We start from the raw sequence: 19,838 nt of genomic DNA on the forward strand, positions 1-19,838 counted from the left end.
GCGCGTGCCATGTCACAGTGGCTAGGCTCGTTCTATTACTAAAGATGCGTTACTAAAGATGCGTAAACCCTTCAGACGGAGAATCATGGCCAAGCAAATGTCCAGCATGTACAAACGTTCAATAACAACCTTGGGTTTGGGCGCTGCTTTGATGATGGGCATGACCGGTTGCATGGGAGGGACCAAGGACGTTCCCACACCGATCCCCATGCAGAAAAGTGCCACCGCACAGTCCACGGAGAGCGCAGCGGATGGTTCAGACTCAGATCGGGGCAGTTCGGAAGTGGAGCCATCAGCCACCAAGGAAGCCTCCGCTCCGGCGGCTGCTAACGGCAAGCTGACTCCTGCCGGGACCAATTTGAAGATTGGTGACGTGGCAAAGACGCACAGCAACAGCGGTGAACAGGGTACTGATAAGTACAAGGAAGCGACCTTCGACACCACTGTCACCAAGATTGTTGCTGGCGACCCGGCGGATCTGGCCAAGCTAGAAGATTCAGCCAAGTTTGCCGGTCAAACTCCGTACTACGTGTTCTACGAGTCAACGCTGACATCACTTTCCAAGCCGACCGCGGGCATGTCCGACGCTTACTTGGACGGTCACCTCAAGGATGGTTCCAAAGCCCAGAAACTAATCGTTTTCGGCACGTTGGGCAATTGCAAGTCCGGTTCCTTCAAGACAGAGGGCGACGGCGATGCTTTCAGCTATGTTGTGGGGTCCACCAAAACCAGCTGCAGTGTCTTTTTGGCTCCCGGTGGCGACGCTGTAACGGCAGCCAGCTACTCTGACTCTTCCTTCAACTATGAGAACTACTCGGACAACCCGTACCGCGACAAGCCCGTCATCTGGGGCAAATAGCAACTAGTTTCAAACAGCGGGTACCTCCCTGGCGGGGGTGCCCGCTGTTGTTTAACGCTTGTGAGGATTTGTACTAGCCTCTTTTAGTTCCTGCCCATGCCAGAGCACAGGGCTTAGGATTGCCTAACTCAGGCGCGGTCCCCAGTGATCCCCTGAGCTACGCCAAATGATGGTTCTGGGGGCAAGATCCTATTCACCCGAGAAGGCAGGCATGTTGGAACCCGCTGACTTTCACGCTCACTGCTTTCCTAGGGAAACCAACTTTTGCGATTATTCCCCGTCCTTCAGCACAGGAGATTTGTCAGGGAAAAAATATGAGGTGAAGAATTGTGGCCATCATAGCCGCATGCGTCTTTGCCCTGACCGTGACCGGTGGGCCTGCTCTGGCTCCTCACGGCCACCATCAACCCTCACCCGTTCGGAAGGTTGCCTCCCAAGGGTGCGGGAACAGTGTCCAGCTTGCCGACTTGAGCTTCTTTGAAGTCAGCCACAACCCTGACGGGAAAACCGTTTACGGTGTGCGGGATGCCAGGGCCGCTTGCCTGGCGCAGACACCCTATCTGGAGCAGTTGGGTGAGGCGTACTCCCGGCCGAAGCCATCACCATTGACGCCAGCGTGATTGCCGTGGACAGCATCAACACTGCGTACGTATCCCAAGTGATGGGAAACGGTGTCAGCGTCATCAGAAACGAAAAAGCTCACTACCATCATCCCCGCCATGATGGCCTGCGCTAATTTCTTCTACACAAATTCCTCACGTCCGCCACTTAACGCAGTACGACGGCGGCCGGTCCCCTCAAAAGGTGACCGGCCGCCGTCGTGCTTGAATCAAAGGATCCAACTAAGGAGAACGGGACTAGGCGTCTTCGTCTTCCTCAGGCTTCTTGTACGGATCCGCTTCACCAGCGAACTGCGCATTAGCGGAGATTTGCGCCAACGCAGCATCACGCTCTTTGGCTACCCGAAGAAGGGCTTCCAAGTTGGAGGCGTTCTCCGGGATCTTATCGGCAATGAATTCGAGGGTGGGTGTCAGGCGCACCGTGATGTTCTTACCAACTTCGGCACGCAGCACGCCCTTGGCACGCTCCAAACCAATTTTGGCCTCGGAACTGGCAGTCTCGTCACCAAAAACCGTGTAGTAAATGGTTGCGTGCTGCAGGTCGTTGGTGACGCGTGCATCGGTGACAGTGATGCCCTCGACGCGCGGATCCTTGACCTTGGAGCGAAGGCCCTCGGCCACCACAACCTTGATACGCTGCGCCAGCTTGGACGCGCGGGCTGAATCAGCCATGATGCTCTCCTTCATGATGGAAAAACTGTCGACGGTCACTGACCATCGTAGGGAATACAAAACCGGCTGGGCGCCCTCAGGGACGCCCAGCCGGTTATGCAACGTTATACGCGGGGCTTCTCGCGCATTTCGAACGTCTGGATGATGTCCTCGGCCTGCAGATCGTTGAACGATCCCAAACCAATACCACACTCGAAGTCGGTACGGACTTCGGTTGCGTCATCCTTGAAGCGCTTGAGCGAGTCAACGGTGAGGTTATCACCAATGATCTTGCCGTCACGGAGTACGCGTGCCTTCGTGTTACGGCGGATGATGCCGCTGCGTACGATCGAGCCTGCGATGTTTCCGTGCTTGGAGGAGCGGAATACTTCACGGATTTCCGCGGTACCCAGTTCAACTTCCTCGTACTCGGGCTTGAGCATGCCCTTGAGAGCGAGCTCAATGTCATCGATGGCGCCATAGATGACCGAGTAGAAGCGCATGTCCACGCCTTCACGGTCAGCCAGTTCGGCAACACGCTCTGCCGGCTTGACGTTGAAGCCGATGATGATCGCGTTATCCACTGTTGCCAGGTTGACGTCATTTTGCGTAATGGCACCCACACCGCGGTGGATGACGCGCAGCGCAACGCTGTCACCGACATCGATCTTGAGCAACGAATCTTCCAGTGCTTCAACAGCACCGGAAACGTCACCCTTGAGGATGAGGTTAAGGTTGGCAACCTTGCCATCAGCAACGGCCTGATCGAAGTCTTCCAGGCTGACGCGCTTGCGGCGCTTGGCCAGTGCCGCGTTACGGTCTGCTGCTTCACGCTTTTCAGCGATCTGACGGGCCGTACGCTCGTCCCCTGTCACGAAGAAGGTATCGCCGGCGCGGGGAACGTTGGACAGACCCAGTACCTGAACCGGACGCGACGGGCCGGCCTCGGAGATGGTATCGCCATTCTCGTCAAACATGGCACGAACACGGCCGTGTGCGGTGCCGGCAACAATGATGTCACCGACGTGCAAGGTACCGGACTGGACCAGGACAGTAGCCACGGAACCGCGGCCCTTGTCCAGGTTCGCTTCGATGGCGATGCCTCGGGCATCCTTGTTCGGGTTGGCGCGCATGTCCAGGGCAGCATCTGCGGTCAACAGGACGGCTTCAAGAAGCTCGTCAATGTTGATCCCGTTGCGTGCTGAGACATCAACGAACATGGTGTCGCCACCGTATTCTTCCGGAACCAGGCCGTACTCGGTCAGCTGGCCACGGATCTTCTCCGGGTTGGCTGAGTCCTTGTCGATCTTGTTCACGGCTACCACGATCGGCACGTTAGCGGCCTGTGCGTGGTTGAGCGCTTCAATTGTCTGAGGCATGACGCCGTCGTCAGCTGCAACCACCAAGATGGCGATGTCAGTGACCTTGGCACCACGGGCACGCATGGCGGTGAACGCCTCATGTCCGGGGGTGTCAATGAAGGTGATCTTGCGTTCATTACCTTCGTGCTCGTGGACAACCTGGTAAGCACCGATGTGCTGGGTGATGCCACCGTGCTCGTCGGCAACAACGTCAGATTTGCGAATGGCATCCAGCAGACGGGTCTTACCGTGATCAACGTGACCCATGACGGTGACAACGGGAGGACGAACCTCGAGATCGTCGTCGCCTTCAGCTTCAAGCTCAGCTTCGAAGTCAATGTCGAAGCTGCTCAGCAGTTCGCGCTCTTCATCCTCGGGGGACACAACCTGAACCTTGTAGCCCAGCTCGGTACCCAACAGTGCGAAGGTGTCTTCATCCAGTGACTGCGTAGCGGTAGCCATTTCACCAAGGTGGAACAGAACCGTTACAAGTGCGGCCGGGTTGGCCTCAATCTTGTCAGCGAAGTCGGTGATGGAGGAACCGCGGCGCAAACGCACCACTGTTTCCCCATTACCGCGGGGTACGCTGACGCCGCCGAGTGAAGGAGCGCTCATCTGCTCCAGCTCTTGGCGCTTGGCACGCTTGGACTTGCGCTGCTTGCCACGGCCTGCGCCGCCCTTACCGAAGGCGCCCTGGGTGCCGCCGCGACCGCGACCGCCCTTACCAAAGCCACCACCGGCGGGAGCTCCGCCCGGAGCTGCACCCGGCGTTGCGCCGGGAGCACCTGGACGGCCACGTCCCGGAGCACCGGGACGGTCGTTGCCGCGGCCGGGCGCAGCAGGGCGCTCGGTGCGGTTAGGCATCATGCCAGGTGTGGGACGGGGACCACCCGGACGCGGAGCGCCCGGACGGGGACCACCGGCGCCCGGAGCACCTGCCGGACGCGGAGCGCCCGGACGGGGTGCGCCAGCCGGCGGACGGGGCCCACCTGGGCGGGGACCTGCGGCACCAGCTTCGGCGCTGCGGGGTGCACCCGGACGGGGCATGCCCTGTGAGGGTGCGAACGGGTTGTTGCCGGGACGGGAAGCACCCGCACCAGCAGGGCGCGGTGCACCCGAACCAGCGGGGCGGGGTGCGCGGCTATCGCCACCACGGTTATCCGGGCGTTCGTTGCGTGCACCGGAGCGGGGCATGCCCTGGGAGGTGGCAAACGGGTTGTTGCCGGGGCGCGGGGCTCCCGGGGTTGCTGCCTTGGCGGCCGGCGCCGCAGGGGCAGCCGGAGCTGCGGGGGCAGCAGGAGCCGGGGCGGATGCAGCGGGAGCGGCCGGAGCTGCTTCAGCAGGCGCAGCCGGAGCGGTTTCCTTGGCGCCGGGCTTGGGACCCGGAGCCGCCTTGGGACCCGGAACAGCCTTCGGGCCAGGAACAGCGGGCGCAGCCGAGGGAGCCGCAGCGGCTGCCTTCGGTGCTACTGCTTCCTTGGCAGCTGCGGGCGCAACGCCAGCAGGGGCTGCTGCAGCGGGCGCAGCGTCGGCAGGCTTGGCTGCAGACGGGAATGCGTCGCGAAGTTTCCTCACGACGGGGGCCTCAATGGTGGAGGAAGCTGAGCGAACAAATTCGCCCATTTCCTGAAGCTTACTTACTGCTTCTTTCGAGGTGATGCCGAGCTCTTTTGCAAGCTCGTGTACGCGGGCCTTGGCCACATTTCTCCTGTCTCGGCCCGCACCGGACAGGTACGAACCGCTTAATTCTTACTGCGCCGTTCCATGTCGGAACGGGCGGCGTGAGAGCATATGAAATTGCTCATTTTTGGGCACTCATCGCTGGGTACTCATCGGGTTTCCATCGGTTTTCTGACCCGCTTTCACAAAAGGGACAATTGGTTCGTATGTACTTACTCTGCCGAAAGTGGCAAATTCTTTTGTGCGAACACTTCGACGTCGGACAGTTTTGTAACCCCCGGAAGGGCCCTGCCAACGGCGCGGCGTTTGATCGCTAGTTTCCAACAGTCAGGGTTGGGGTGCAGCCATGCTCCCCGCCCCGGCATGCGACGTGCAACATCAACCAACGCTTCCGTTTCACCAGAAGCACTGGTAGATCTGACCAAACGCACCAGCTGGATCCGGTCTGACGTTCCCCGGCACCCAATACACGTCCGCACAGCATTCTTGGCCTCAGTTGCCTCGCTTTGCGCTGCTACTGCTTTCTTAACCAATTCTGCTGTGCCTTCATGCTCTTTGAGTACCAGGGCCAAATCAGGCCCGGCTCTAGATATTCTACCGCGCAGCGTGACTGCTTACCTAAACCGCTGCGGCATCAGAGACAATGTCAATGCGCCATCCGGTCAGCTTGGCAGCAAGGCGCGCGTTCTGCCCTTCCTTACCAATAGCCAAAGACAGCTGATAATCAGGGACAACAACCCGCGCGGAGCGCGCAGCCTCATCAACGATCGTGACAGAAATCACCTTCGAAGGGGAGAGCGAATTGGCGATGAAAGTGGCCGGATCCTCGTTGAAATCAACAATGTCGATCTTTTCGTCGTGGAGCTCGGTCATGACTGCACGCACGCGCGAACCCATTTCACCAATGCACGAACCCTTGGCGTTGACGCCAGCCTTGTTGGCCTGCACGGCAATCTTGGTGCGGTGGCCAGCTTCACGGGCCAAGGCGACGATTTCTACCGTGCCGTCGGCAATCTCAGGAACTTCCATTTCGAAGAGCTTGCGCACCAGGCCCGGGTGTGAACGGGACAAGGTGATGGCCGGACCCTTGGTTCCGCGGTGCACCTCAACGACGAAGGTGCGGATGCGGTTTCCGTGGCGGTAGTCTTCGCCGGGAACCTGCTCGTTCGGAGGAAGCACACCTTCAACAGCACCCAGATCGATCTGGATCATGTTGGGGTTGTTACCCTGCTGGATCTGGCCGGCAACAAGCTCACCCTCCTTGCCACGGTATTCACCCACAACGTTGTCATCTTCTGCATCGCGCAAGCGCTGCAGAATGACCTGGCGTGCGGTGCTGGCAGCGATACGGCCAAAGCCCTTGGGGGTATCTTCGAATTCACCAACAGCCGCACCATCGTCGTCGAGCTCTGCAGCCCAAATGGTGACATGCCCGCTCTTGCGGTCAATCTCGGCGCGGGCCATCTCGTGGCAGCCCGGTGACTTGTGGTAGGCCATCAAGAGCGCCTGTTCAATGGTGGGGATCAGTAGATCCAGGGGAATTTCCCTTTGGCGCTCCAGTTCCCGCAGCGCACTCATATCTATGTCCATAGTCAGCTTCCCTCTCCATCGACAGCGTTGCCGCCGGTCGGTTCAAATTCCAAGTCCAGCTCAGCCTCATCCAGGCGAGCAAATTCTAGTTCCACAACACCACGGCGAATAACGGAAAACAACAGCTTTTCCGGCTCGCCCTGTTTGGGTTTCATACCCTTTTTCACCGGAAGTTCGGGCTTGAAGAGCACACCTTCCTCATCCACATCCAGAACCCTACCCATGAAGTTCTCCCGGTCGGAGGCGTTGACCTTGACCATGCGGCCCAAGGCACGGCGCCAGTGTCGGGGCTCGGTCAATGGCCGGGTGGCTCCAGGGGAGGAAATTTCCAGATCGAACGGCTTACCGTCGTCATTGGGGTCTGTGTCCATTGCTTCGGAGAGCATCCGTGATACCGCGGAGATGGCGTCCAGGCCCACACCGCCACTTTCGTCTTCGGGCAAATCAACAATTACCGAAACGGTGCGGTGGGTGCCAGCAAAGTGCACCTTGACTTCTTCTAGGAAAAGTCCAGCAGCGGTCACCGTAGGGGTAAGAAACGTGTGGAGCCTTTGCGCTTCAGCTACTGGATCAGTGGCTAAGAGCGAGTTCCCTGAGCGTGCGGCCATTTTTGGCCTATCTGGCTTGGTCATAAAAACGCACGCCTCCCTATTGATGATGTTGTAGGTATATAGACTACCGAGTTTCCACCGCTGCCGCTGAACAGTGGAGGTGTGAGTATGAACGCATTGTGGCAGCGTTGGGCCGCTCCTACCTGCAAAAGTGTGCACTCTACAGGCCAGTCATGAGATGATCAACGGTTGTGACCAACCCCAATCCTTCAGCTGAGCCGAACGCATCTGACCCCGATGCTAAGACCCCCGCCGTCATAAGTCCCGTACGCAAGGCTCCCCGGCGTGCCACGGCTGCTGCCGGCTCCCCTGTTGCGAAGACTTCAGCTGCTCCCGCGATTCTGGTCATTGATGCAAATGGCATGATAGTTCCGCCGTCCGCGGAAGCTGGTACCACCGCCGATCTCGAGGCATCTGCGGTTGCGCCTTCCACCTCCTGCGAGGGCCCCCTGGCCGCCGAAGCGGATACCCCGGATGTAGCCGATCCTGAGCTGGAAGTAGCCACCTCTGAGACGGAAGCTGAGGAGTCTGAGGAAGCCAAAGCCCGCGGTGTTGAGGATGCAGAATCCACCGAGCTGTCTGAATCCGTTGCGGACACCGCCGGGGCTGAAGGGGCCGATGTGGCGGCCCTTGTGGAGGCACCGCTTGAGGTAGCCCAGACTTCTCCGATGTTGTCGCGGCGTGAACGCCGGCTTGCTGAGCAGCAAGCGGAAAATGGCGCCTCCTCGGCTTCACCCGCCGTATCCACGGATGAAGTCTCGGGCACTGAACCGGCTGCAACCGGCGCAACAGCTACGAATGGCACCGCCGGGCCCCATAATCCAGCGGAGCGTGGCGGGAATGCCAGCACACACAAGTCAAAGCCCCGCCCAAAGCGGAACCGTTTCGTCGCGTTGGTGCGTGGACTATGCTTCCTGATAGTTATTTCGGCCCTTGTGGTGAGCCTCGGGACGGTTCTTTCCGGGCCGGACGTTGGTGCAGATGAGTACTCGCACACTCAGGAACAGCGTCAGGCTGCATGGGAAACAACCACCACCTTGCAGATCGGCGCGCTCGGATTGGTTGAGGTGACTAGCACCCCTCAATTGCGCACAATCCTCTCAAATACGGCACAACAGCTGGGCATTCAGGCTGCCGCCTTGAGTGACGGACTGCCCACTGAGACCGCTACCCCAACACCCACGGCTGCTTCTCTGCCAACAGTTACGCAGTTGCGTGAGGAGCTCACGGCCAACGCGGAATCTTTGCTCGCTAGCGCTCTGACTGCAGAAGGATCCATGGGCCGTGTGTTTGCTTCAGTAGGTACCGGTCAGCTCCTGCAGGCTCGTGAACTGGGCTCTGCGACGGCGGCCACCATGCCGGCGTCGGGTTTGCTACCGGCCAAGGTTGATTTCCCCGTTCCGTCCGGGCCCCAGTGCGCCACCATCCTTGAACCGCGCCCCGGCGCCACCATCGATGCAGCGTTGAGTGCCGCCGCCTTGGGCGAGCAGAAGGCGATCTACGCTTACCAGGTTGCCTCCACCCGATTCGCCGAACCGCAATTTAGCAAATCCACAGCCCTGTTGGACCGGCACCAACAAAAGCTCAACGTCCTCAATGAGGAACTGCGCCTGCGCTGCCTACCACCGGCAGCCCCCGTGGCCGGTTACGCCCTGAATGCCAGCTTTACCTCGATGCCCAAACCGGCCCTCAGCACTCTGGAGGCAGAGCTCAGTGCTCTCTATGCGGATTTGTCGGCGTTCAGCGCAGCAAACCCCGACTACGCAACAGCCTCACCCGGAGCGGCCGGATCACCCGATGCAACCCAGCAGCCTCCCAAGGGCAGCAACCTCAGAGAGCTTTCGGTGCTGTGGCTGCTCGACTCCACCGAAGCCCAGATATCTTGGGGTGGCACATTGAATGCCTTGCCGGGTATTGAGAGCGCCGCAACCGCCCCCTAGGCAGGGCGGGTACGGCGGGGTAGAGCAGGTAGGGCGGGTCAGGGCAGGTACGGCAGGGGAACCCCTTCGCGAGGATATCCTCTCCTTCGCGATCGGCACCCGGCTCGGTGCCAGCGGACTCGTACTCTGACTCAACGCCCCGTTCTACAGCGCCCTGCCCTGTCCTCCTCTGCTGTGCCCCACCCTGCCCACATCGGCTCGGCCCTGCTGTGAAAGGTGCCCCCCGCACTAAAAGTACGACGACGGTGTTCCCACCCATGTGCCAGCCGATAGGCTCTTGACCGTGAGCATGAAGCTAGAGATCCCCGAGCCCCTGCTGCGCAGGCACCGCCAGACGCCTGAAGGCAGGGCCTGGCTGGGGCACCTGCCGGGTTTCCTGAATCTGGCCCTGGAACAGTGGCAGCTACTAGTTGATCTGCCTGATGGCGGACTTCCCTGGTATGGCCACACGGCAGTGGTGGTGCCGGTCCGCACCACAGACGGCACCCCGGCCGCGCTGAAAGTCGCCTTCCCCTATGAGGAAGCCTTCTTGGAACCCCTCGCTCTTTCCTTGTGGGGCGGCAAGGGAGCAGCAGCCCTGTGGGCCAGTGACAGCGATATTGGGGCGCTGTTGATTGAGCGTCTTGATCAGAGCCGACCGCTGCTTAAACTGCCCTTGGATGAAGCGATTGCCGTGTGGGGAGAGCTCGTCAAGAAACTATCCCTTCGTCCCGATGCGCGGCCAGAGTGGCACCTGCTCCCCCAGCTTGCCGCCACAGCAGAGCGGTACTGTGATGAACTCCCCGAGCGTTGGAGCATGCTCTCCGAACCTTTTCCGCGCTGGTTGCTTGAGGCAGCCTTGGAAGTCTGCCAAACACGGGGAGCAGTTTCCCGCCGAAGCAGCAATGACGTGCTGATTCACACCGACCTGCATTATTTGAACATCCTGGCCAAACCCGGAAGCGGGCACTATTCGGCGATTGACCCGCAGATCCAGGTCGGTGATGGCGAGTTTTCCGTGGCGCCGTGCCTGTGGAACCGGCTGCAGGATTTGCCCGTTCGGAACGCCGAAGCCGGGCTCCGCCGCCGCGCCCGTGATCTGGCGCAAGCTGCCGGTCTGGATGAAGACTTAGTGGCTGGTTGGAGTGTTGTCCGTGAGGTGGAAAATGCGCTGAGCTATCTGGAAAAGGCCGGTCACAGCGGTGATGCTCAGCGCTCACTTTGGGTGTCCAGCACCATGGCAGGAAAAACCTTGCAAGGCCTGCCAGCCGCGCACGAGCTCACGGAGCTGCACTAGCCCGCGGAGCTGCACTAGCGGTTGAGGAAATTCTCGTTCAACACGTCGTAGCCGAGTTTGATGATGAGCACCGTGACAACTGCCAGGAACACCACGCGGATAAAGGTGCTGCCTTGTTTCACCGCGGTGCGGGCACCCAAGTAGCCTCCAGCCATGTTGGCCATACCCAAAATCAGGCCTACTCCCCACAGCAAGGAGCCATGCGGGAGGAAGAACATGAGGGCCCCGGCGTTGGTTGCAAGGTTCACAATTTTGGCCTTGGCGCTGGCTTCAAGGAAGGCGTAGCCCATCAATCCCACCATGGCGATGACCAGGAATGAGCCGGTTCCAGGCCCGATCAGGCCGTCATAAAAACCAATTAGCCCACCAATGCAACACGCAATAACGTAGTGTTTGCGCCCGGAATGCCGAAGTTCCGTCAGCTCTCCCATGGTGGGTTTGAACACTGTGAACAACAAGACCGCCACCAGGGCCAGAACAATAATGGGTTTAAAGACTGAACCCGGCAGGCTGGCGGCCAGCACCGCACCACCAACGCTTCCCACTAAAGCCACCCCTGCCATGGGCAGTGCCGTGCGCAGATCTGGTTTAACACGTTTATAGTACGTCACGGAACTCGTGGCCGTGCCAAAGATGGAGCCCATCTTGTTCGTGGCCAGGGCCTGGATCGGCGTGATTCCGGGGATCATCAGCATGACCGGGAGCTGGATCAGCCCACCGCCACCCACCACGGCATCGATCCAGCCAGCAGCGAAGCCGGCCACGATGACCAAAAGGATCGTGGCCAGCGTAATATTTTCAAAACCGGAAACCATGGTTTTCCTTGCTTATGTTGCCAAAAAACCCGGCCCACACGGGAGCCAGCAGCCACGGAGCGGGGATGGATTTCCGCGCGTGGCCCTACGCCGAGGAACGAGGTGGGGCCACGGAGCGGAAATCTTACTGCCCGCGAGGGGCTGCTGGCGGAGGTGTGTACCGGGCTTGGAGTCTAGCGCTGGTCGAGGATGTACTGGACCGCGTCGGCTACAGCGATGTTTTCAGCAACACCGGTGGCGCGGTTCTTGATCTCCACCACGCCGTCCACGAGCCCGCGGCCAACAGCCAAGATGGTGGGGACGCCTATGAGTTCAGCGTCTCCGAACTTCACGCCGGGGGAAACCTTGGGACGGTCATCGTAAATGACCTCGAGTCCTTTGGCTTCCAGATCGGCGGTGAGCTGTGCAGCTGTCTCGAAGATTTCCTCGCCGCGGCCAACGGCAACCACATGGACGTCTGCGGGTGCCACATTCGCGGGCCAGGTCAGGCCCTTGTCGTCATGGTTTGACTCCGCCAGGGCGGCGACGGCGCGGGTGACACCGATGCCGTAGGAACCCATGGTCACCACGGAGAGCTTGCCGTTCTTGTCCAGGACCTTCAGTCCGAGTGCTTGCGCGTACTTGGTGCCGAGGGCAAAGATGTGGCCCATCTCGATGCCGCGGGCCGTTTCCAGCGGGCCGGAACCGTCCGGGGCGGGATCGCCTTCGCGGACCTGGGCGGCCTCGATGGTGCCGTCCCAGCTGAAGTCGCGCCCTGCCACCAGATTGAAGACGTGTTTGCCGTCCTCGTTGGCTCCCGTGATCCAGCTGGTGCCGGAGACAACGCGCGGATCAACCAGGTAAAGGATCTTGCTGGCTGATTCGGCGCCGAGAACAGCGCCGTCAAGGCTCAGGCCTGGACCAATGTAGCCCTTGACCAGCAACGCGTGCTTCTTCAAATCTGCTTCACCGGCAGCCTCAACGCCTACTTCGCCACCAATTTCTAGGTGTTCGGCAATGTTGGCTTCGATGCGCTTGAGATCAACGTCGCGGTCTCCGGGCAGGGCCACAACCACAATCTGGCGTTCGCCCGTGGGCAGATCGATGGCCAGGACCACGTTCTTGAGGGTGTCAGCGGCGCTCCACTGCCCCTCGGCCCGGGGTGCGAGCTCATTGGCTGCTGCCACCAGGGTTGCGATCGTGCTTGAGTTGGGAGTGTCGCGGACCACGGCGGCCGGGGCATTGCTGAAGTCAATGGCTGCTGGCACAACGGTGGTGACCGCTTCAACGTTGGCGGCGTATCCCCCGGCCGAGCGCACAAAAGTGTCCTCGCCAATGGCCATGGGGTGCAGGAACTCTTCGCTCCGGGAGCCGCCCATGGCCCCGGCTGTTGCGGCGACGGGAATGATCTCCAATCCGAGGCGTTCAAAGATCCGCAAGTAGGCGCCGCGGTGAGCCATGTAGCTGGCGTCGAGTCCGGCGTCGTCAATGTCAAAGGAGTAGGAATCCTTCATGATGAACTCGCGTCCACGGAGCAGGCCTGCGCGGGGACGTGCCTCATCGCGGTACTTGTTCTGGATCTGGTACAGGCTCAGCGGCAGGTCCTTGTACGAGGAGTACAGGTCCTTGACAAGGAGTGTGAACATTTCCTCGTGGGTGGGGGCCAGGAGGTAATCGGCGCCCTTGCGGTCCTGGAGGCGGAAAATGCCGTCACCGTATTCGAGCCAGCGGTTTGTCTGCTCGAAGGGTTCCTTGGGCAGCAGCGCCGGGAAGTGGACTTCCTGGGCGCCGATCGCGTCCATCTCTTCACGCACAATGGCTTCAACCTTGCGCAGTACGCGCAGTCCCAAAGGAAGCCAGGTGTAGATACCAGGGGCCGCGCGGCGAATGTAACCGGCACGCAGCAGCAGCTTGTGGCTGTCCACTTCGGCATCGACGGGATCTTCACGCAGGGTGCGGAGAAAGAGTGTGGAAAGGCGAAGTGCCACGCGAGTTTTCCATTTCTTGAAGTGGGTGGGCGCCGGCCTTGAGCTGGACGGACAGATACTAATCTACCGGTTCCACACAGGCTCTCGCACAACGGCCGGGCCAGGAGGTGCACGCAGCTTTCCAGGAGTCCGCGGCAAAGCTGGACACGCCCACCCTGCGGGTCTAGTTTGAACTCACACGCACTCGACGCGCCAAGCCAGGAGCAACCATGTCCCACCGAGCGCAGATGCCAGCCCCGGAGCCACCGTTTGCCCCGGTTCCGGCCGATCCATCCGGCACCCACGGCCCTATTAGTGTCAGTGTGGAGGGCTTGCGGGTGTGCCGCCGAGGGGTTGCCGTGTTGGCGAATATTTCCTGCAATATCCCGCAGGGCAGGATCACCGGGCTATTGGGCCCTTCCGGCAGCGGCAAGACCACGTTCATGCGGGCCCTGGTGGGGGTCCAGAAGATCACGGCTGGCACGCTCACCGTGTTGGGCCGGCCTGCAGGAGATCCCCAGAACAGGCACGACGTCGGCTATGTCACCCAAGCGGCCAGCGTCTACCGGGATCTGAGCGTGTTGGAAAACGTGAACTATTTTGGGTCTGTCCATGGCAGCAGCCGGCAGGATGCGAAGGCGGTGCTGGCCTCCGTGGGGCTTTCCGTGCTTGCCAACCGCAAGGCCCGGAATTTATCTGGCGGAGAATTCAGCCGGGTTTCCCTTGCCTGCGCACTGGTGGGTAAGCCTGCTCTGTTGGTTCTGGATGAGCCCACGGTGGGTTTGGACCCGGTTCTGCGGGCAGATTTGTGGGCACAATTTGCGGCCATGGCAGAGGAAGGCACCACGTTGTTAATCTCCAGCCACGTCATGGAGGAAGCCAGCCACTGCCAGACACTGCTGCTACTGCGTGAGGGCCTACTGCTGGCCCAGTTGACCCCGGATCAGCTGCGCCAACGCGGTGAAACGGACGATCTTGAGCTGGCGTTCCTGCGGCTGATCCAGGGCACTCCTACCGAGACAGCCGAGGTTGCTAGCGCTGCCGAGGGAGAGGATGCCCGATGAATCCATCCATGTTGTGGTCCACCTGCACCCGGGTGCTGCTGCAACTACGCTCCGATCCGCGCAGCATTGCCTTAATTCTGGTGGTGCCGGCCGTGTTGCTGGCGCTGGTGTATTGGCTGTATCAAAATGAGACCCTGGCGCCAGGAATGCCACGAACTTTTGACCGTGTGGGGCTCATGATGCTGGGCATTTTCCCGTTCGTGGTGATGTTTCTCCTCACTTCTATCACCATGCTGCGTGAACGTACCTCTGGCACCTTGGAACGGTTACTGAGCACTCCCCTTCACAAGGCTGACCTGCTCTTCGGCTACGCTCTGGCATTTTCCATCATGGCCGCAGCCCAGGCATTGGTGGCCACCGGTACCGCATACTGGGTCTTTGGTATGGCGATTGCAGGAAATGCCGGCTGGGTGGTGCTGATTTCGGTACTCACCGCTGTTCTCGGTGTTGCGCTGGGCTTGCTGTGTTCGGCGTTTGCCCACACCGAGTTTCAAGCCGTCCAATTCATGCCCGTGGTGGTGATCCCCCAGATTCTCTTGTGTGGCTTGTTCGTTGCCCGAGATCAAATGAATAGCGTCCTGGAAGTGATTTCCAATGTGCTGCCGCTGAGTTACGCAGTTGACGGATTGCAGCAGGTGGCACAGAGCAGCAGCCCCACATCACAGCTGGTCTGGGATTTGGTAGTAGTTGCTGCATTTGTGCTGGCAGGGTTGCTCTTGGCGTCGCTGACGTTGCGCCGCCGCACCGCCTAACCCTTGGTCATGGGTACCTCTGCCCATCGCTTGACGGTGACCTTGGCCCTAGGGTTGAAGTTCAGTAAACCTCGGGGAATAACTCAGCGGCCAACTCGGCGAACCCTCGAGACCCAGAGACGGCATACAGGCCACATCCCGAACCGGTCCTCGGACTCGGCACACGCAGGAGAGTCAATGAGCAATGGCTTGCAGGGCGCCAACCCAGAGGAGCTGCGTAACTTTGCCCGGGAACTGGAACAGGCTCAGAGTATTTTGCTGCACACCAAATCTGAACTGAGCCAGCGCATCCTGGGAAATCTTCGATGGGAAGGTCCAGACGCGTTTGTTTTCAAGCACGCCTGGACCTCCTCCTACGCTCCCGTCATCAGCCAAACCGCCGCCCTGTTGGCCGACACTGCCCGGCTTCTCCAGGCTCAAGCCGCTGAGCAGGAATCCGCCAGCGCCTGATCCCCACTCAGCACCAGCGCCAAGTATTCAGCCAGCGCCTAGTATTCAGCCGGCGCCGCCTTCTAGTAATCAGCCAGCCTCGAGAGCCGCCAAGGCCTGGTGGCACCACGCCAGCCACGAATTTTCGTAGGCAATGCCGGCACGCACCACAGCCAATTGCAGCTCATCCGCCGCGGATCGTGGGGAGCCGGCCGGAAAATCGTGTGCCTCAATGGCCTCGTAGCGGGCCAGTACCTCTCCGTGCAACAGCATGTGGCGCCGCATTTCAGTGAGGATATCCACCGTGTCTCCACCTGTGGCACCCAACACTGCGGCGGCTCGCATCCGCACAAGGAGGGCATCCTTGATGGGCCGTAACGCTCCTTCCTGCGCACACCAAGAAGCAAGCTCGGAGCGTCCCGCGGCCAGCACAGCAAACTGGCGCTGCTGTCCGCGCGCCGTGGGCATCCCATGAGCGGCAATCAACCCGGAAAGTTCCATCTTTCCCAGCTCGCGGTAGATCTGTTGATGCGTGGCTTGCCAGAAGTAGCCCAGAGACTTATCAAAACGCCTGGCCAGTTCCGCACCTGTACAGGGCTTTTCCAGCAGAGAGGTCATGATGGCATGCGTGAGTGACATTAGATCTTTGCGGCCAATCGAGTCCCCTGATCGATGGCTCGCTTGGCATCAAGTTCCGCTGCCACATCTGCTCCACCAATCACATGCACGCAAGCTCCGCCTGTTACCAGCCCCGGCAACAGATCACGCCGGGGCTCTTGGCCCGTGCACAGGATCACCGTATCTACCGCAAGGACCGTCTCGGCGCCGTTAACGCGGATGTGGAGTCCGGCGTCGTCAATCTTTTGGTAGTCCACGCCGGGAACCATTTGCACGCCCTTGGCCTTGAGCTCCGTGCGGTGGATCCAGCCGGTGGTCTTGCCCAGCCCGGCACCGACTTTGCTTTCCTTGCGCTGGAATAGGCCCACCCGGCGGTCTGGTTGGGCCGGGATGGCCGTGGTGATGCCGCCAGGGTTGTTGTAGCCCGGGTCAATGCCCCATTCGCGGTAGAACTTCTCCGGGACGAGGGTGGCGCTGGTGCCGTGGGCCGTGATGTATTCGGCCACGTCAAAGCCGATGCCGCCGGCGCCGAGGATGGCTACGTTAGTTCCCACAACTTTTTTGTCCCGCAACACCTCAAGGTAGTTCAGGACGCTGGGATGGTCCACGCCCTCTATCTCGGGTTTGCGCGGTGTGACGCCGGTGGCCAGCACCACCTGGGCAAAGTTCGCTGCAAGTAGTTCCTCACTCGTGGCTGTGGTGTTCAGGACCAAGGTGATGTCAAGGAGCTGGATCTGGCGTTTGAAGTACCTGATGGTTTCATGGAATTCCTCCTTGCCAGGAATCTGCTTGGCAAGATTAAACTGCCCGCCAATCTCCCCGGCCGCCTCGAAGAGCGTCACCTGGTGTCCCCGCTGAGCGGCTGTAACGGCGAACGCCAAGCCTGCCGGACCGGCGCCGACCACCGCAATCTTCTGCGGGTCTGAGGTTGGTTCAATAACTATTTCACTCTCGTGGCAGGCGCGGGGGTTGACCAGGCAGGAGGACGTTTTCCCCACGAAGGTGTGGTCCAGACAGGCCTGGTTACACGCTATGCAACTGTTGATTTCATCGCTGCGCCCCTCACGCGCCTTCCGCATGAAGAAGGCATCGGCCAAGAAAGGCCTGGCCATGGACACCATGGTGGCGGTGCCATTCGCCAGCAACTGTTCGGCTACCTCTGGGGTGTTGATGCGGTTGGTGGCAACCAAGGGAATGCTCACCGATCCCATGACCATCTTGGTGACCCACGCATAACCTGCCCGTGGAACGGAGGTGGCGATGGTGGGGATGCGTGCCTCATGCCAGCCAATTCCTGTGTTGATGATGGTGGCGCCGGCCTTCTCCACGGCCTGCGCCAAGGTGATGACTTCGGCCAGGGTGGAACCACCCTCGACGAGGTCAAGCATGGAGAGACGGTAAATAATAATGAAGTTCCTACCGACTCTCTCACGGGTGCGCCGAATGATCTCGACCGGGAAACGCATCCGATTCGCGTAGGAGCCACCCCACTCATCGCTGCGGTGGTTGGTTCGTGCGGCTATGAATTCGTTGATTAAGTACCCCTCGGAACCCATGATTTCGACACCGTCGTAGCCAGCAGATTGGGCCAGTGCTGCGGCTGCGGCGAAGTCTTCTATGGTCTGCTCAACCTCGTCCCCGGTCAGTGGGCGCGGCGTCAAGGGGCTGATGGGCGCTTGGGCGGCGCTAGGCGCAACGAGTGCCGAATGCGAGGCGTAGCGCCCAAAGTGCAGCAATTGTAAAGCAATCTTTCCACCCTCCGCGTGAACAGCCTCCGTCACAACCCGGTGCGCCAAAGCTTCCTCGGGCGTGCTGAGTTTGGCGCCACCTTTCATGGGCCGGCCCGCGTCATTAGGTGAAATACCGCCGGTTACCATCAGTGCCACCCCGCCGCGCGCACGCTCGGCATAGAATGCCGCCATCCGTTCAAAGCCGCCGGGTAACTCTTCGAGGCCCACATGCATTGAGCCCATCAGCACCCGGTTGGGCAACGTGGTGAACCCCAAATCCAAGGGGGAAAACAGGTGGGGAAACTGACCAGCGTTCATCAATGCACTCCTTTGCGCAACAAGTTGCATAATAGTAGCGCACATCCAGTTGGCCCTACTAGCCAGCGGGCAGCTCTTGTTCACTGGTGTTCGCGGGGCGCATGGCCACCGTAGCTCGCAAGGGGGTGCCGCGAACCACGGCAATCGCCACCACAGACACGGCCGCAATCATGGCAGCAATGAGAAAGATGGGGCCAAAGGCGTCAGCATAAGCGTTGTGGAACACTTCCTGCACTGGGGCCGGAAGGTTGCTAATATCCAGCTGGGTGTCCCCTGAACCTGCGCCTGCGGCGATACCCAGCCGGTCCAATCCAGCAGCAAAATTCTCACTGACCTTGTGAGTGAGGACGCCTCCCAGCACGGCAACTCCAATGGCACCACCAAGGGAGCGGAAGAAGGCAATGGCCGCCGAGGCAGCACCAACCTCGGAGACGTCAACGGTGTTCTGGACAGCTAGGACAACGTTTTGGACCAAAGTACCAATCCCCAACCCCATCAGTGCCATAAAGGTGGCGACAAAGACGTAGCTGCTCTCATGGTTGATGGTTCCCAAGCCCAACAGGCCAATCAGCATGATGATGCTGCCAACCATCATCACCGGCTTCCAACGGCCCATCCGGCTCACGAGCTGTCCGCCAACCATGGCTGAGAGCAGTTGGCCAATAATCATGGGGATACTCATGATTCCTGCCTGCGTGGGGCTCACTCCGAGACCGAGCTGGAAGTACTGGGTCAAGAAGACGCCCGAACCAAACATGCCCACGCCAGCCCCGACGCTGGCAATGATCATCCACACTGCAGTCTTATTGCGCAGTAGGCGCAGCGGAATCATTGGTTCGGCGGCCCGGAGCTCCACCACCACCAGCAGTGTGGCAGAAATCAAGACAGCCACCAGGAAGGCGCCGGACTCCCACGAAATCCAGTCATAATCGTTACCAGCGAAGGTCACCCACAGCATGGGCAGGGCCGCCGTGATCGCAACTAGAACACCGCCGGCGTAATCGATCTTGATCGATGCACGCTTAATGGTGGGCAGGTGCAGTTTCAGTTGGAGCAAGATCAGCGCAATTATGGCCAGCGGAACACTGACAAAGAAGGTCCAGCGCCAGTTAAGGGCATCGGTGATCACGCCGCCCAGTAGCGGTCCAGATACGGTAGCAACCGCCATGACAGCACCCATATATCCTGCGTACCGGCCCCTCTCACGGGGCGAAATTATGGAACCCATAATTGACTGCACTAGGGCCATGAGGCCACCCATGGCTATACCCTGTACGGCTCGTGCGCTCATCATCACTGGGATAGTGGTGGCGAATCCGGCCGCAATTGCTCCGGCCACGAACATGAGGATGGCGATCTGGGTCAGGAGTTTTTTACTAAATAAATCAGAAAGCTTGCCCCAGATGGGTGTCACAATGGTCATCGCCAAGAGGCTGGCCGTAATGACCCATGTGTATTGCCGCTGCGTGCCATGGAGGTCTGCCATGATGGTTGGCAGCGCTGTTGAGACGATGGTTGTGGAGATCATCGCGGTAAAGAGTGCGGCGAGAAGACCTGTCATCACCTGAAGAATTTCCC

Annotated in this window: 17 protein-coding genes; 6 read left to right on the top strand and 11 right to left on the bottom strand. The window is 60.1% G+C overall.

What is annotated here, in order from left to right; genetic code table 11:
• Positions 1-85: 85 nt before the first annotated feature.
• A complete protein-coding gene (locus CVS29_RS00410) occupies positions 86-859 on the top strand; it encodes a hypothetical protein (protein WP_110104371.1) in 774 nt (257 codons plus the stop codon).
• A 556-nt stretch (positions 860-1,415) separates the two neighbouring features.
• Here the strand turns inward: CVS29_RS00410 and CVS29_RS18315 are convergent.
• The 6 genes from CVS29_RS18315 to CVS29_RS00440 form a co-directional block, all read right to left on the bottom strand.
• Positions 1,416-1,562, bottom strand: coding sequence for a hypothetical protein (locus tag CVS29_RS18315; protein ID WP_170120852.1), 147 nt, complete (start codon positions 1,560-1,562; stop codon positions 1,416-1,418).
• Between the two features lie 154 nt (positions 1,563-1,716).
• Positions 1,717-2,151 carry a 30S ribosome-binding factor RbfA gene (gene rbfA / locus CVS29_RS00420; RefSeq protein ID WP_110104373.1) on the bottom strand — a complete coding sequence of 145 codons (435 nt, stop codon included), beginning with the start codon at positions 2,149-2,151 and terminating at the stop codon, positions 1,717-1,719.
• A 104-nt stretch (positions 2,152-2,255) separates the two neighbouring features.
• On the bottom strand, positions 2,256-5,192 hold the full coding sequence (infB, locus tag CVS29_RS00425) for a translation initiation factor IF-2 (RefSeq protein WP_110104374.1): 2,937 nt from the start codon (positions 5,190-5,192) through the stop codon (positions 2,256-2,258).
• Between the two features lie 191 nt (positions 5,193-5,383).
• A complete protein-coding gene (locus tag CVS29_RS18755) occupies positions 5,384-5,650 on the bottom strand; it encodes a YlxR family protein (protein ID WP_281268033.1) in 267 nt (88 codons plus the stop codon).
• A gap of 139 nt (positions 5,651-5,789) precedes the next feature.
• On the bottom strand, positions 5,790-6,761 hold the full coding sequence (nusA, locus tag CVS29_RS00435; RefSeq protein WP_110104376.1) for a transcription termination factor NusA: 972 nt from the start codon (positions 6,759-6,761) through the stop codon (positions 5,790-5,792).
• A gap of 2 nt (positions 6,762-6,763) precedes the next feature.
• Entirely contained in the window at positions 6,764-7,393 is a 630-nt protein-coding gene (locus tag CVS29_RS00440; RefSeq protein ID WP_245931986.1) for a ribosome maturation factor RimP, read from the bottom strand.
• 170 nt (positions 7,394-7,563) lie between these two features.
• Between CVS29_RS00440 and CVS29_RS00445 the strand changes: the two genes are divergently transcribed.
• Positions 7,564-9,312 (top strand): DUF4439 domain-containing protein, encoded by a 1,749-nt coding sequence (locus CVS29_RS00445; protein ID WP_110104378.1) that lies wholly within the window; start codon positions 7,564-7,566, stop codon positions 9,310-9,312.
• A gap of 289 nt (positions 9,313-9,601) precedes the next feature.
• Positions 9,602-10,588, top strand: coding sequence for an aminoglycoside phosphotransferase family protein (locus CVS29_RS00450; RefSeq protein WP_110104379.1), 987 nt, complete (start codon positions 9,602-9,604; stop codon positions 10,586-10,588).
• 14 nt (positions 10,589-10,602) lie between these two features.
• On the opposite strand, the gene CVS29_RS00455 is transcribed toward CVS29_RS00450, so the two are convergent.
• Together CVS29_RS00455 and CVS29_RS00460 are read right to left on the bottom strand one after the other, a co-directional pair.
• Positions 10,603-11,403: a sulfite exporter TauE/SafE family protein gene (locus tag CVS29_RS00455; protein WP_110104380.1), complete on the bottom strand. Its 801-nt coding sequence runs from the start codon at positions 11,401-11,403 to the stop codon at positions 10,603-10,605.
• A gap of 173 nt (positions 11,404-11,576) precedes the next feature.
• Positions 11,577-13,370, bottom strand: a complete 1,794-nt coding sequence (locus CVS29_RS00460) for a proline--tRNA ligase (RefSeq protein WP_110104381.1) — start codon at positions 13,368-13,370, stop codon at positions 11,577-11,579.
• A gap of 209 nt (positions 13,371-13,579) precedes the next feature.
• On the opposite strand from CVS29_RS00460, the gene CVS29_RS00465 reads away from it, so the two are divergent.
• From CVS29_RS00465 to CVS29_RS00475, 3 genes are all read left to right on the top strand, one after another.
• Positions 13,580-14,413, top strand: coding sequence for an ABC transporter ATP-binding protein (locus tag CVS29_RS00465; protein ID WP_245931987.1), 834 nt, complete (start codon positions 13,580-13,582; stop codon positions 14,411-14,413).
• Entirely contained in the window at positions 14,410-15,165 is a 756-nt protein-coding gene (locus CVS29_RS00470; RefSeq protein ID WP_170120853.1) for an ABC transporter permease, read from the top strand. The genes CVS29_RS00465 and CVS29_RS00470 overlap by 4 nt, the downstream gene beginning before the upstream one ends.
• A 177-nt stretch (positions 15,166-15,342) precedes the next feature.
• Positions 15,343-15,615, top strand: coding sequence for a hypothetical protein (locus CVS29_RS00475; RefSeq protein WP_110104383.1), 273 nt, complete (start codon positions 15,343-15,345; stop codon positions 15,613-15,615).
• Between the two features lie 69 nt (positions 15,616-15,684).
• On the opposite strand, the gene CVS29_RS00480 is transcribed toward CVS29_RS00475, so the two are convergent.
• From CVS29_RS00480 to CVS29_RS00490, 3 genes are read right to left on the bottom strand one after another with little or no spacing between them, the layout of a single operon-like run.
• Positions 15,685-16,233, bottom strand: a complete 549-nt coding sequence (locus CVS29_RS00480) for a PadR family transcriptional regulator (protein WP_110104384.1) — start codon at positions 16,231-16,233, stop codon at positions 15,685-15,687.
• Positions 16,233-18,260 (bottom strand): NADPH-dependent 2,4-dienoyl-CoA reductase, encoded by a 2,028-nt coding sequence (locus CVS29_RS00485; RefSeq protein WP_110104385.1) that lies wholly within the window; start codon positions 18,258-18,260, stop codon positions 16,233-16,235. The genes CVS29_RS00480 and CVS29_RS00485 overlap by 1 nt, the downstream gene beginning before the upstream one ends.
• A gap of 58 nt (positions 18,261-18,318) precedes the next feature.
• Positions 18,319-19,821 carry an MFS transporter gene (locus tag CVS29_RS00490; protein ID WP_245931988.1) on the bottom strand — a complete coding sequence of 501 codons (1,503 nt, stop codon included), beginning with the start codon at positions 19,819-19,821 and terminating at the stop codon, positions 18,319-18,321.
• Between the last annotated feature and the right edge of the window lie 17 nt (positions 19,822-19,838).

Origin of the sequence: Arthrobacter psychrochitiniphilus (assembly GCF_003185915.1) — a bacterium.
Classification (GTDB): Bacteria; Actinomycetota; Actinomycetes; order Actinomycetales; family Micrococcaceae; genus Specibacter; species Specibacter psychrochitiniphilus.